Source organism: Streptomyces sp. CS113 (assembly GCF_002188365.1).
Classification (GTDB): domain Bacteria; phylum Actinomycetota; class Actinomycetes; order Streptomycetales; family Streptomycetaceae; genus Streptomyces; species Streptomyces tendae.
This window is the reverse complement of the sequence record NZ_KZ195574.1, coordinates 1192523-1205449: the sequence shown is the minus strand read 5'-3', so window position 1 is coordinate 1205449 and position 12927 is coordinate 1192523. Positions and strand designations below refer to the sequence as shown.

Annotated in this window: 12 protein-coding genes; 6 read left to right on the top strand and 6 right to left on the bottom strand. The window is 72.6% G+C overall.

The features are described 5' to 3' along the window. Nucleotides 1–9 precede the first annotated feature (9 nt). Both B9W62_RS05200 and B9W62_RS05195 read right to left on the bottom strand, forming a co-directional pair. Complete coding sequence (locus tag B9W62_RS05200; RefSeq protein WP_087805618.1) at nt 10–972, bottom strand: cyclase family protein; 963 nt, start codon at nt 970–972, stop codon at nt 10–12. Then, a complete protein-coding gene (locus B9W62_RS05195) occupies nt 969–1970 on the bottom strand; it encodes a fumarylacetoacetate hydrolase family protein (protein ID WP_087805616.1) in 1002 nt (333 codons plus the stop codon). The genes B9W62_RS05200 and B9W62_RS05195 overlap by 4 nt, the downstream gene beginning before the upstream one ends. Before the next feature lie 133 nt (nt 1971–2103). On the opposite strand from B9W62_RS05195, the gene B9W62_RS05190 reads away from it, so the two are divergent. Both B9W62_RS05190 and B9W62_RS05185 read left to right on the top strand, forming a co-directional pair. Beyond that, nucleotides 2104–3021 carry a LysR family transcriptional regulator gene (locus B9W62_RS05190; protein WP_087805614.1) on the top strand — a complete coding sequence of 306 codons (918 nt, stop codon included), beginning with the start codon at nt 2104–2106 and terminating at the stop codon, nt 3019–3021. A 206-nt stretch (nt 3022–3227) separates the two neighbouring features. Beyond that, nucleotides 3228–4433, top strand: coding sequence for an oxygenase MpaB family protein (locus B9W62_RS05185; protein ID WP_087805613.1), 1206 nt, complete (start codon nt 3228–3230; stop codon nt 4431–4433). A 30-nt stretch (nt 4434–4463) separates the two neighbouring features. On the opposite strand, the gene B9W62_RS05180 is transcribed toward B9W62_RS05185, so the two are convergent. From B9W62_RS05180 to B9W62_RS05165, 4 genes are all read right to left on the bottom strand, one after another. Then, nucleotides 4464–5627, bottom strand: a complete 1164-nt coding sequence (locus tag B9W62_RS05180; protein ID WP_218781982.1) for a TetR/AcrR family transcriptional regulator — start codon at nt 5625–5627, stop codon at nt 4464–4466. A 161-nt stretch (nt 5628–5788) separates the two neighbouring features. Next, complete coding sequence (locus B9W62_RS05175) at nt 5789–6880, bottom strand: NAD(P)-dependent alcohol dehydrogenase (RefSeq protein ID WP_087805609.1); 1092 nt, start codon at nt 6878–6880, stop codon at nt 5789–5791. Continuing rightward, nucleotides 6877–7344, bottom strand: a complete 468-nt coding sequence (locus B9W62_RS05170; protein ID WP_087805607.1) for a DUF4334 domain-containing protein — start codon at nt 7342–7344, stop codon at nt 6877–6879. Before B9W62_RS05170 ends, B9W62_RS05175 begins: the two co-directional genes overlap by 4 nt. A gap of 22 nt (nt 7345–7366) precedes the next feature. Beyond that, nucleotides 7367–8038, bottom strand: a complete 672-nt coding sequence (locus B9W62_RS05165) for a TetR/AcrR family transcriptional regulator (RefSeq protein ID WP_087805605.1) — start codon at nt 8036–8038, stop codon at nt 7367–7369. A 241-nt stretch (nt 8039–8279) separates the two neighbouring features. On the opposite strand from B9W62_RS05165, the gene B9W62_RS05160 reads away from it, so the two are divergent. The 4 genes from B9W62_RS05160 to B9W62_RS05145 all read left to right on the top strand — a co-directional run bounded on the left by B9W62_RS05160 (nt 8280) and on the right by B9W62_RS05145 (nt 12902). Then, nucleotides 8280–9443 (top strand): CaiB/BaiF CoA transferase family protein, encoded by a 1164-nt coding sequence (locus B9W62_RS05160; protein ID WP_087805603.1) that lies wholly within the window; start codon nt 8280–8282, stop codon nt 9441–9443. Continuing rightward, the gene (locus B9W62_RS05155) at nt 9443–10468 is read left to right on the top strand and encodes an LLM class F420-dependent oxidoreductase (protein WP_087805601.1); all 1026 of its coding nucleotides are present in this window, start codon (nt 9443–9445) and stop codon (nt 10466–10468) included. The genes B9W62_RS05160 and B9W62_RS05155 overlap by 1 nt, the downstream gene beginning before the upstream one ends. Then, nucleotides 10465–11613, top strand: coding sequence for a long-chain specific acyl-CoA dehydrogenase (locus B9W62_RS05150; protein ID WP_087805598.1), 1149 nt, complete (start codon nt 10465–10467; stop codon nt 11611–11613). The genes B9W62_RS05155 and B9W62_RS05150 overlap by 4 nt, the downstream gene beginning before the upstream one ends. 74 nt (nt 11614–11687) lie before the next feature. Then, nucleotides 11688–12902 carry an acetyl-CoA C-acetyltransferase gene (locus tag B9W62_RS05145; RefSeq protein WP_087805596.1) on the top strand — a complete coding sequence of 405 codons (1215 nt, stop codon included), beginning with the start codon at nt 11688–11690 and terminating at the stop codon, nt 12900–12902. Nucleotides 12903–12927: the final 25 nt, after the last annotated feature.

The following is a 12927-nucleotide window of genomic DNA, read 5'->3' as shown; positions in this document are numbered from 1 at the left end:
TTCCTTCGCCTACTTGACGGCGATCGGGTTGACGGGCGAGCCGACCGCGCCGGTGATGGGCAGGGGCGCCGCGGTGAGCCAGAAGTCGTACCGGCCGTCGGCGGCGCAGTCCTCGGCGAGCGCCTCCAGGTCCCACATCTCACCGATCAGCAGGCCGAGGTGCGGGATGGCGACCTGGTGCAGCGGCTGGAAGGCGTGCTCGAACTCGTTCGGGCGGACCTCGAACCCCCACGTGTCGGTGGCGATCGCGGCGATCTCGCTGCCGTGCAGCCAGCCTGCCGCGGTGAACGACAGGCCGGGCGCGGGACCTCCCGCGTACTCGCCCCACCCCTCGCGCCGGACCCGGGCCAGCTGCCCGGTGCGCACCAGCACGATGTCACCGCGGCCCACGGTCACGCCCTGGGCCGCGGCGGTCGCCGTCAGGTGCTCCCCGGTGATCGCGAAGCCGTCCGGCAGCTCACCGCCCTCGCCGACCGCGCGGCCGGCGTCCAGCAGCACACCGCGCCCGGCGACGTGTGCGGCCATGTGCTCGACGCCGGTGACCAGGTCGCCGTCGGAGGTGACGACCTGCTCCGCCGGGCGTCCGTTCCACGCCTTGCCGTGGTCGAAGATGTGCCCGAGCCCGTCCCACTGGGTGGAGCACTGCAACGGCATGGCGATCACGTCGTCGGCGCCGCCGATGCCGTGCGGGAAGCCCTGGTTGCCGAGCGCCGCGTCCGTGCCCGTGTCGAGCATGGTGTGCACCGGGTTGGTGCGCCGCCGCCAGCCCTTCTGCGGGCCGTTCATGTCGAAACGCTGCGAGAGGGAGAAGCTGACGCCCCGCCGGACCAGGGCGGCACCCTCGCGGCGCTTGGCCTCGCCGAGGAAGTTGAGGGTGCCGAGCACGTCGTCCTCGCCCCAGCGGCCCCAGTTGGAGTACGCCTCGGCGGCCCGGGCTATCGACCCCTCGGGGTCGGTGCGGTCCAGCGTCATCGGGCCGCCTCCGCCACGCACCGGGTGCGCTGGGCGCCGAGCCCGGTGATCGAGGCGTCCATGACGTCGCCGTCGCGCAGCAGCCGGCCCCAGTGCATGCCGTTGCCGGCGGGTGAGCCGGTGAGGACCAGGTCGCCGGGGAGCAGCCGGGCGCTCTGCGAGGCGTAGGAGACCATCCGCGCCACGTCGAAGATCATGTCCTTGGTCGACTCGTCCTGCATGGTCTGGCCGTTGAGTTTCAGCGTCAGACGCAGGTCGCCGGGGTCCCCGACCGAGCCCGCCGGCACGATCCAGGGACCGAGCGGGGTGAACCCGGGCGCGTTCTTGCTGCGCAGCCAGTCGGTGCCGATCTGCGGCATGTCCCGGCGGAAGACGGTGGCCCGGTCGGTGAGGTCGTTGGCGATCGTGTAGCCGGCGACGTGGTCGAGGGCCTGATCGGCGGACACCCGGTGGGCGGGGCGGCCGATCACCGCCGCCAACTCCAGTTCCCAGTCGGGCTTCTCGGCCCACGCGGGCAGCACGACGTCGTCGTAGGGACCGGTGACGGCGCTCGGCAGGCCGATGAACACGTACGGCAGGTCCTCGGCGGCCCGCCGGTCCATGATCTCCGCGGCCTCCGCGCGCCGCTCCTCCTCCGGCCGGTCGTCACCCGGGGCCCGGTGGGCGACGTGCAGATCGATCACGTGCTGCCGGTAGTTGGCGCCCGACTGGAACACCTGCCGCGGCTCCACCGGCGCGTGCACCCGGAAGTCCGCGAGCGGCCGACGAGCCCGGTCGGCGTCGCCGGCCAGCTCCCGCAGCCGAGGCAGTGCCGCCTCCCAGCTCTCCAGCAGTGTCCGGGTGGTCAGCTGCCCGTCCGCGAACGCGGTGCGCAGATCGAGCACCCGGGCGTCGGCGGTGACCAGGGCGGGGAAAGCGGGGCCCTCGGGGGCGGAAAGGGTGGCCAGGGCGAAGGGTCCGGCGAAGAGATCGGACGCGGCTTCGGGTTTCACGGACATGTCCTCCTGATTGCGGTGGCACTAATCTGGACCCGCCCCTCGCGATCACGGAAATCGATTCTGTGGATGACTGTCATCCAGGAGGCGAATTCCAGCAGGTCGTAGCCGGACAGCCAGGGAAGTCGAAGTCGCCGTGAATCTCAGTCGCCTGGACCTCAATCTCGTCGTCGCCCTGCGCGCCCTCCTCGAAGAGCGCAACGTCACCCGCGCCGGGCAGCGCGTGGGCCTCAGCCAGCCCGCGATGAGCGCGGCCCTGTCCCGGCTGCGCCGCCACTTCGACGACGACCTGCTCGCCCGCGTCGGCGGACACTACGAACTCACCGCCCTCGGCCAGGTCCTCCTGGACCGCACCGCCACGGCGTACGACGTGCTGGAGCGCCTCTTCGCCAGTCAGGCCGACTTCGACCCCGCCACGGAGCAGCGGGAGTTCACACTGATCGCCTCCGACTACGCGGTCGCGGTCTTCGGCGCGGAGCTGGCCCGGGTCCTGCACGAGGAGGCCCCGGGCATCCGGCTGCGCTTCGCGCAGACCCCCACCACGGTGGTGGACGCCACGGACACGCTGCTCAGCACCTCCGACGGCCTTCTCATGCCGCACGGGGTCATCAGCGACTTCCCCGCCACCGACCTGTACGGGGACCGCTGGGTCTTCCTCGTCGCCGACGGCCATCCGAGCATCGGCGACCGTCTCACCCGCCAGGACCTCGCCCGGCTGCCCTGGGTCACCTACCAGCGCACCTACGACGCCCCGGCCGTGCGCCAGCTCGGCATGCTGGGCATCGAGCCCCGGGTCGAGGTCTCCGTCGACAGCTTCCAGATCATCCCGCTGCTGGTGGCCGGCACCCGGCGCATCGCCCTCGTCCAGGCCCGCCTCGCCCGGCTCCTGGCGCCGCTCGCCGGCGTGCGCGTGGTGGAGCCGCCGTACGAGGCGGTGCCGTTGCGCGAGGCCATGTGGTGGCACCCCGTGCACACCCACGACGCGGCCCACATCTGGCTGCGCGAGACCGCCGCCCGCGTCGGCAGAGGCATGGCCGACCAGCCCGAGGAGTGAGCGGCCGGCCGCAGCGCGCCTTCCTCCGACAGCCGGACGGCCCTCTCCCATGAACCCCGGCCGCCCCCATTGCCCACCGTCACTCGCCTCGCTATGTTAATGAGAAATCACATCACTCGGCAGGGCTCAGGATGTGGTGGTCACGCAACTGACGTGTGGAAACGGCTGACAGAACCGTCTGACCCCCAGGGAAGCGGGTTAAGTCAATGGAGAATCTCAGCAGGCGAGGAGTCCTGTCCCTCGGTGTCGCGCTCGGGCTCGTGGGCGTGGCGGACAGCGCGAAGGCATGGGCGTGGCCGTCGGCCGGCTCGGTGGCCGGCGGTGGCACGGGTGCCGATCCGGAGTACGTGTGGGACGACGCCACGGACCCCCTGATGGCCACGCTGCTCAAGAACGGCAGCGTCCCGGCGATCAACACCGCGATGGCGGGGTGGGTGAACAACGGCGACCCGCTGCCCAGTGGTCTGCCGGCCGCCCTCACCGCACATCTGCGCCAGGTCAACCGGCTGCCCTCCTGGGCCGACCAGGCGAAGCTGACCCGCGCGGCCGACTTCAACCGGCGCCGGGACACCTACCTGTTCATGCTGTACGGCCTCGGCAGCGGCATCATGAGCACCGTGATCCCGCGCGAGGCCAGGAGCGTCTACTGGTCGGCGGGCGGCGCCGACATGCAGGACCGCGCGGCCAAGACGTTCACGTTCGGCTACGACCTCTCCCAGCTGCGGGCCTTCGAGCCGACGGGACAGTTCGTCGTCACCGCGAACAAGACCCGGCTGGTGCACGCCGCGGTGCGGCACCTGCTGCCGCAGTCGCCGCACTGGACGTCCGGCGCCGACCAGGACATCCCGATCAGTGCCGCCGACATCCTCGTCACGTTCCACAGCCTGGGCACCTACGTGCACTCCAAGCTGACCGCGTGGAAGATCCCCTTCCCGGCCGCGGACCAGGAGGCGTTCCTGCACTCCTGGCAGGTCGCCCTCCACCTGCTCGGCGTGCCGGACGAGTACATACCGAAGTCCTGGGCCGCCGCGCACGCACAGTCGGAGCAGGTGCTCACCCCGATCCTCACCCCGACGACCGAGGGCATCGAGCTGGCCGAGGAACTGCTCGGCCTGACCGCGCAGATCGACCTCGGCGTCACCCGCGGGTTCCTGAACGAGTTCGTGCGCTACGTCCTCAGCGACGAGGTCGGCGACTGGCTGGGGCTGCGCCGCGACCCCGTGGCGGCGGCCCTGGTCCGTACCGCGTGGCCGGCGTACATCAAGTTCCGCGAGGGACTGTCGCCCCTCATGCCCGGCACGTTCTACATGGTCGACCAGTTCATCCGCGCCCTGGCCATGCTGTTCCTCAACAAGGGCTCCTCCGGGACCACCACCCCGATCACCATTCCCACCGGGAACCGGCCGGGCTGAATCACCGGTCCGCGCGGTGCCGGCGTCCGCTCACAGCCCCAGGGCACCGACGACCAGCGCGGTCACGGCGTCCCGGTGGTCGGGGCCGTCCTGCCACCGCAGTCTGCGCCCGGCCTCGACCACCACGCCGAACCCCGCGTGCACCAGCACCCGTGCCTGGCGCGGGTCCAACTCCGGGCGGGCCAGCCGCAACTGCTGCTCCCAGACGGCGATGTGTTCCCGCTGCGCGAGGACCAGCGGCCGGCGCAGATCCGCCGGGAGCCCGGCCAGCTCGGCTTCGGCGACGCTGTTCAGCGCGGTGTGCTCGAAGCAGTAGGCCACGTACGTCGCCGCCAGCGCGACCACGGCCTCGCGCGGGCCGGCCACGTCGGCGAGGCTCCGCTCCACCCACTGGGCCAGCAGCCCCGCCGCTTGCAGACAGGCCGCCGCGAGGATGTCGACCTTGCCGGGATAGTGCCGGTAGAGCGCCGACGGGGCCAGCCCCACCTCCCGGGCGATCTGCCCGTTCGTGACGTTCGCGAACCCGTCCCGGGCGAACAGCGGGACGGCGGCCGCGAGGATCTCCGCCCGCCGGGTACGCGGCACCGGCTGGGCGGGCGGCTCGACCGGGCGCGCTTCCCCGCGGACCGCGGCGGGACCGGTGGCGGCCACGCGCAGCGCGGACGCCGACAGCAGGCTCTCGGCCCGCCGCCCGGCGATCGAGGTGCGGTGCATCGTGAGGGAACCGATCGCGCCGAGGGCGGCCACGGCCCGCAGGCGCCCGTCGGCCGGCGGGTACTCGCGCCGCACCGCCTCGTCGACCCGCCCGACCACGCGTCCGAACTTCGCCTTGAGCTGTCTGCGGTCCTCACGGTTGAGGTACCGGGCCTCCCACCGGTACACGCCGCCCGACGCGCGATGTGCGACGGTGACCCGGGTGGCCGCGGTGAGCACGTCCGCCAGGGGCGCCCCGGGCGGCACCTCGTCGAGCGCCGCGACGAGTCCGTCCACCATGACGTCGGCGCACTCGGCGAAGAGCGCGTACTTGTTCGGGAAGTGCCGGTACAGGGCCGCCGCGGTGATCCCCACGCCGGCGGCGATCTCCTCCATGGACGCCTTGTGGTAGCCGCGCTCGCTGAAGACCCGGCCCGCCGCCTCGACGATGAGCTGCTTGCGGTTGCGGGGCCGGGCGGCCGTGGTCGGATCGGCGGTCACCGGTGGACGGGCCGGTGCGGGGGCGGGACCATGCGGTTCAGTCAATCACACCGCGCCCGGACGGCCAGGGCCCTCGCGGCCCGGACCGCCCGCTCCGCCGGGCCGGATCGCCCGCTCCGCCGGCCCGGACCGCCCGCTCCGCCCGCCCCGCCGGGCCGGGTTCAGCCGAAGGTGAGGACCGGCTTGACCGCGCTTCCGTCGCGCATGGCGGCCACGGCGGCGCCGATCTCCTCGAAGGCGAACGTGGTGATCAGCCGGTCCACCGGAAAGAGCCCGCGCCGGTGCAGATCGATCAGCTCGGGCAGGAAGCGGGCGGGGTCGGAGTCGCCCTCCAGCACCCCGTGGAGGCGGACCCCCTTGGTCATCAGGCGCATCATGTCGAACGTCACCTCACCGCCGAGGCCGAGGCAGGCGAGCGCACCGCGCGGGCGCAGTGCGGCGACGGCACGGGCGAGCATCTCGGGCCGGCCCGTGGTGTCCACGACGTGGTGCGCCCCGCCGTCGGTGAGCCCGCGCACCGACGCGACGAGAGAGTCGTCCGGGGGCAGGGCGGCGCGGGCGCCGAGTGCGACGGCCAGGTCCCGCCGGGAGGCGACCGGGTCGACGGCCACCACCGGATCGCAGCCCACCGCCACCGCGGCCATCAGCGCACTCAGCCCCACCCCGCCGGCCCCGAGCACCACGAGCGAGGTTCCCGGCTCGGGGCGCAGCCGGTTGAGCACGGTCCCCGCGCCCGTCTGACCTCCGCAGCCCAGGGGTGCGGCGAGCGTCGCGGGCAGATCGGCGGGCACCTTGACCAGGCCGCGCTCGTGGACCACGGCGTACGTGGCGAAGCTGGACTGTCCGAAGAAGCCGCCGTACAGCGGGGCGCCGTCGAGGCGGAGCGGGGTCGTGCCGTCCCCGCGCCCGCCGGAGAGGTTGAGGCCCCGCGCCGCGTCGCAGTACGCGGGATGCCCCGCGGCGCACTGCCCGCACGCGCCGCAGCTGGCGAACGTGAGGCAGACGGCGTCCCCCGGCACGACACCGGTCACCTCCGCGCCCACCGCCTCGACCCGGCCGGCGCCCTCGTGGCCGAAGACCATGGGGGTGAGCTGCCGGGGCCAGCCGGCCTGGATCCCCAGGTCCGTGTGACACACCCCCACCGCCGCCATCCTGACCAGTACCTCGCGCGGCCGCGGGTCCTCCAGCTCCACCTCCCGGAGGATGAACGGGGCGCCCGGCTCGCGGACGACCGCGGCACGGGCACGCCTCACGCGCGCTCCAGGAAGAAGTAGTAGTAAGGACCCTGCGCGGATACGCCCTTGCCGTTCATGATGCCCATGAGGGTGGTGTCGTCGACCCGTTTGAAGTGGTCGAGCACCGGCCGGCCGTCGTAGACCATCGTGGCCGTCGACTCGCCGCGGAACTCCACCGTCCACAGGCTGGCCTCGCCCTTGCCCAGCTCCACGTTGGAGTACAGCCCGCCCGCCGGGTCCCGGCACATCAGCGGCTTGGCGTCGTGCACCGAGGCGAACGTCTTGCCGTACCAGCCCGCCTTCGCCAGCTCGCCGTTGAGCGGGTGGCCGGTGTCGAACTCGCCGCCCTTCCACTCGCCGAGGATCTCCTCGGGCCGGACGGTGTCCAGCACCGCCCAGACGTCGTCCAGTTCGGCCGCCTCCACCCGGCCCTTCGTCTCGCGCAGCGCCTGGAAGCGGGTACGGGCCTGGAGCGGGTCCATGAGGGGCGTCCTCTCGTCGATGTCATCGGGAGCTGTACGACGCCGGGTCCCGCGGCGCGGCGGAGGGCAGGGAATGCCCCACGGTGCCCAGGCTCAGCAGGACGTGGCGTTCGGCGACCTGTTCCGCGGTGAGGGGCCCGTCGGGGCGGAACCAGTTGGCGACGCCCTGGCACATGATCAGGACCGCGCGGACGGCGTCGGCGGGGATCTCGGTGGTGAACACGCCCTCGGCGCGGCCGGCTTCGACCGTGTCGAGCAGCATGTGCTGGAGATAGTCGCGCAGGGCCACGTAGCGGGCCCGGTTGGCGGGCTCCAGACTGCGTATCTCGGTGTCCAGGAAGGCCAGCGACCTGCGGTGGGCCATGTAGAGCACGATCGACTCGACCATGCCGCAGAACCGCGCCAGCGGGGCGGGCCCCGCCTCCGCGGCGGCGGCCCGGCACCGGTCCAGGACGTCCTTGATGGACGTCTCCAGCAGGGTGGCCAGCAGAGCCTGCTTGTTCGCGTAGTGGTAGTAGAGCGCGGGCACGGTGACACCGACCCGGCCTGCGATGTTGCGGACCGAAGTGCCGTGGTAGCCGTGCTCGTTGAAGGCCTCCATGGCGTGCACCAGGATCGGGTGCAGGTCCAGCGGTCCGTAGGAACGCCAGTGCCGCGCCGTGGCCGTGCTGTCCTGGCTCTGCTCAGTGCTCAACAACGTCTCCTCGGAATCAGTGCCCACCTCCGGAGCTTAGCGATCGATAAGCGATCGCGGGAGAGGAGCGGCGGATCCGCGGGGCAAGTGTGCGGCTTGGACTCCTCCGTCCGTCAAGTACCGGGGAAACTGCCGTCGTTCAGGGCGTTGACCGATCGACGGGACGCTTCTACGTTCTTAGCGAACGCTCAGTAAGGTCCCGGTCGCGCGGCGGCGAGCCCGCGCCCCGAGAGAGGAACCCATGAGCCACCACCCCCCTGATCCCCCCGGCCGCGACAGCGCCGGTCCGCTGGACGGCGTGCGCGTGGTCGAGCTGGCCGGCATCGGTCCCGGCCCGTTCGCCGCGATGCTGCTCGGCGACCTGGGCGCCGACGTGGTGCGCGTCGACCGCCCCACGCCAGGCCCGCTCGCCGGCGACCCCGCGCACGACGTGACCAACCGCAACAAGCGCTCGGTCCTGGTCGACCTCAAGGCCCCCGGCGGACCGGAGACCGTACGGGCCCTGGCCGCACGCGCCGACATCCTGGTGGAGGGATACCGCCCGGGGGTCGCGGAGCGGCTCGGGGTCGGGCCCGAGGAGTGCATGGCCGCCAACCCCGCCCTGGTGTACGGCCGGATGACGGGCTGGGGCCAGCGGGGGCCGCTCGCGTCCCGGGCCGGACACGACATCGGCTACATCGCCACGGCCGGCGCCCTCTCCATGGTCGGGACGGCGGACGGACCGCCCGCCGTCCCCGCCAACCTGCTCGGCGACTACGCGGGCGGCTCCCTCTACCTGACCACCGGCGTGCTGGCCGCGCTGCTCACCGCCCGCACCACCGGCCGCGGCCAGGTGGTGGACGCCGCGATCGTCGACGGCACGGCCCACCTCACTTCGCTCTTCTGGGGCATGCTCGCCGCGGGGACCTGGCACGAGGCCCGCGGGACCAACCTGCTCGACGGAGGCTGCCCCTACTACCGCGCGTACGAGACCGGCGACGGCGGCTGGATGGCGGTCGGCGCCCTGGAACCGCGCTTCTACACCACTTTCGTCACCCTGCTGGGCCTGGCCGGAAACGACCTGCCGGACCGCTCGGACCCGCGCAACTGGCCCGAACTCCAGGCTCTGTTCACCGCCCGCTTCACGACCGCGACCCGCGACGAGTGGACGGTCGTCTTCGAGGGCACCGACGCCTGCGTCGCCCCCGTCCTGTCCCTGCGCGAGGCGGCGGCCCACCCGCACCTGACCGGCCGCGGCACCTACACCGAGGCACACGGCGTCACCCAGCCCGCGCCCGCGCCCCGCTTCTCCGCCACCCCCGGCACCCTGCGCCTGCCGCCCGCCGTCCCCGGCGCGCACACCGCCGACGTGGCCCGCGACTGGGACCTGCCGCACCTGTCCGCACCCCCGAAGGGCCGCCGCTGATGGAACTGTCCTCACCGCTGACGTACTCGGGCGATCCCCGTGCGGCCGCGGACCGGGCCGCCGCCCTGGAGTCCGCGGGACTCGACGCCGTCTGGGTGGCCGAGGCGTACGGCTTCGACTCCCCGACGGTCATGGGCTACCTGGCCGCGAGGACCGAGCGCATGCGCATCGGCTCGGCCGTCCTGAACGTCTACTCGCGCAGCCCCGCCCTGATCGCCCAGACCGCCGCCGGACTCGACGCCCTCACCGGCGGCCGGGCCCTCCTCGGCATCGGCGCCTCCGGGCCGCAGGTCGTCGAGGGCTGGCACGGCCGCCGCTACGACCGTCCCCTCGGCCGCACCCGCGAGGTCATCGAGCTGTCGCGGCGGATCTGGCGCCGCGAGGTGATCGAGCACCACGGCATCACCGACCTGCCCCTGCCGCCCGAGAAGGGCGGCACCCTCGGCAAACCCCTCAAACTGCTCACCCACCCGGTGCGCGACACGATCCCGGTGTACGTCGCCGCGCTCGGCCCGGCCAACGTCCGGATGTCCGCGGAACTGGCCGACGGCTGGCTGCCGTTCCTCTACGCCCCCGAACACGCCGCCACGGTGTGGGGTCCGTCCCTGGCCGAGGGCGCCGCCCAGCGCGATCCCGCGCTCGGACCGCTGGCGGTCGTCGCGGGCGGCCTGCTCGCCATCGACGACGACGCCGAAGCGGTCCGCGACCTGATGCGCCCCACCGTCGCCCTGTACGTCGGCGGCATGGGCGCCCCGGGCCGCAACTTCTACCACGACCTGATCTGTTCCTACGGCTACGAGGCCGCCGCGGCCACCGTCCAGGAGCACTACCTCGCGGGCCGCAAAAAGGAAGCGGAGGCCGCCGTCCCCGCCGCACTGCTGGAACAGATCTGCCTGGCCGGCCCCGAGGGCCACGTCCGCGAACGCGTCGAGGCGTTCCGCGAGTCGGGCGTGACGATGCTCAACGTCACGCCCGTCGGAGCGGATCCCGCCCGGCTGATCGAACGAGTGAGGGGTTGGCTGTGACCTTCGGACGAGACCTCTACGGCCCCGAGCACGAGGCCTTCCGGGACACCGTGCGCGCCTTCCTCGCCAAGGAGGTGGTCCCGCACCACGAACGCTGGGAACGCAACGGCGTCGTCGACCGCGAGGTGTGGTGCGCGGCGGGCCGCCAGGGCCTGCTGGGCCTGGCCGTGGACGAGGAGTACGGCGGCGGCGGCACCGACGACTTCCGCCACAGCGCCGTCCTCATCGAGGAGTTCGCCCGCGCCGGCGCCTCCGGACTGGCCCTGAGCCTGCACAACGACATCGTGGGCCCCTACCTCACCCGGCTCGCCACCGAGGAGCAGAAGCGGCGATGGCTGCCCGGTTTCGTCTCCGGAGACATCGTCACCGCCATCGCCATGACCGAACCCGGCGCCGGTTCCGACCTCCAGGGCATCCGCACCACGGCCACCGACCGCGGCGACCACTACCTGCTCAACGGCTCGAAGACCTTCATCTCCAACGGCATCCTCGCCGACCTCGTCGTCGTGGTCGCCCGCACCACGCCCGAGGGCGGCAGCGCCGGGCAGAGCCTGCTCGTCGTCGAACGCGGCACGGACGGCTTCGAACGCGGCCGCAACCTCGCGAAGATCGGCCAGAAGGCCCAGGACACCGCCGAATTGTTCTTCACCGACGTACGCGTCCCCAAGGAGAACCTGCTCGGCGAGGAGAACCGCGCCTTCACCTACCTGATGGGCAACCTCGCCCAGGAGCGGCTGGCCATCGCGGTCGGCGCCGCCGCGGCGGCCGAGGAGATCCTCGCCATCACCACGCGGTACGTGAAGGAGCGCGAGGCCTTCGGCCGGCCACTGGCGGGGCTCCAGCACGTCCGCTTCGAGATCGCCGAGATGGCCACCGAGGCGGCGGTCACCCGCACCTTCCTCGACCGCTGTGTCACCGAGCACGTCGCGGGCCGGCTCGACCCCGTGCACGCCTCGATGGCCAAGTGGTGGGCCACCGAACTCCAGAAGCGGGTCGTCGACCGCTGCCTGCAACTGCACGGCGGGTACGGCTACATGAGCGAGTACCGGGTGGCGCGGGCGTACCTCGACGGGCGCGTCCAGACCATCTACGGCGGCACCACCGAGATCATGAAGGAGATCATCGGCCGCTCCCTCCTGGGTTGAGCCGCCGACCGTCCCACCGTTGCCCGTGCCGCGACCGCGCGGCCTGCCACACACCCACTGGGAGGACCCCCGAGGTGAGCACCGAAGCGTATGTGTACGACGCGATCCGCACTCCGCGCGGACGCGGCAAGGCGAACGGCGCCCTGCACGGCACGAAGCCGATCGACCTGGTGGTCGGCCTCATCCAGGAGATCCGGGCCCGTTTCCCAGACCTGGACCCGGCGGCCGTGGACGATGTCGTGCTCGGTGTCGTCGGTCCGGTCGGTGACCAGGGCTCCGACATCGCGCGTATCGCGGCGATCGCGGCCGGGTTGCCGGACACGGTGGCCGGTGTGCAGGAGAACCGCTTCTGTGCCTCGGGTCTTGAGGCCGTCAACATGGCGGCCATGAAGGTCCGTTCGGGCTGGGAGGACCTGGTCCTCGCCGGGGGTGTGGAGTCCATGTCCCGCGTCCCGATGGGCAGCGACGGCGGGGCCTGGGCGCAGGACCCGCGCACCAACCACGACACCGGCTTCGTCCCGCAGGGCATCGGGGCCGACCTGATCGCGACGATCGAGGGTTTCTCGCGCCGTGACGTGGACGAGTACGCGGCGCTGTCCCAGGAGCGTGCGGCCACCGCCTGGAAGGAGGGCCGTTTCGAGCGGTCCGTCGTGCCGGTGCGCGACCGCGCCGGTCTCACGGTCCTCGACCACGACGAGCACCCGCGCCCCGGGACCACCGCGGACTCCCTCGGCAAGCTCAAGCCGTCCTTCGCGGACATCGGTGAGCTGGGCGGTTTCGACGCGGTGGCGTTGCAGAAGTACCACTGGGTGGAGAAGATCGACCACGTCCACCACGCGGGCAACTCCTCCGGCATCGTCGACGGCGCCTCCCTGGTCGCCATCGGCAGCCGGGCCGCCGGTGAACGCAACGGCCTCGTCCCACGGGCCCGGATCGTCTCCGCCGCCGTCTCGGGCGCCGACCCGACCATCATGCTCACCGGCCCCGCTCCCGCCTCCCGCAAGGCGCTGGCCAAGGCGGGGCTGACCGTCGACGACATCGACCTGGTCGAGATCAACGAGGCGTTCGCGGCGGTGGTGCTGCGGTTCGTGAAGGACATGGGCCTGTCGCTGGACAAGGTCAACGTGAACGGCGGCGCGATCGCGCTCGGTCATCCGCTCGGTGCGACCGGGGCGATGATCCACGGCACCCTCGTCGACGAGCTGGAGCGCCAGGACAAGCGTTACGGCCTCGCGACCCTGTGCGTGGGCGGCGGCATGGGCATCGCCACCGTCATCGAGCGCGTCTGAATCTCACGCGACCGCCGCCCCCCCA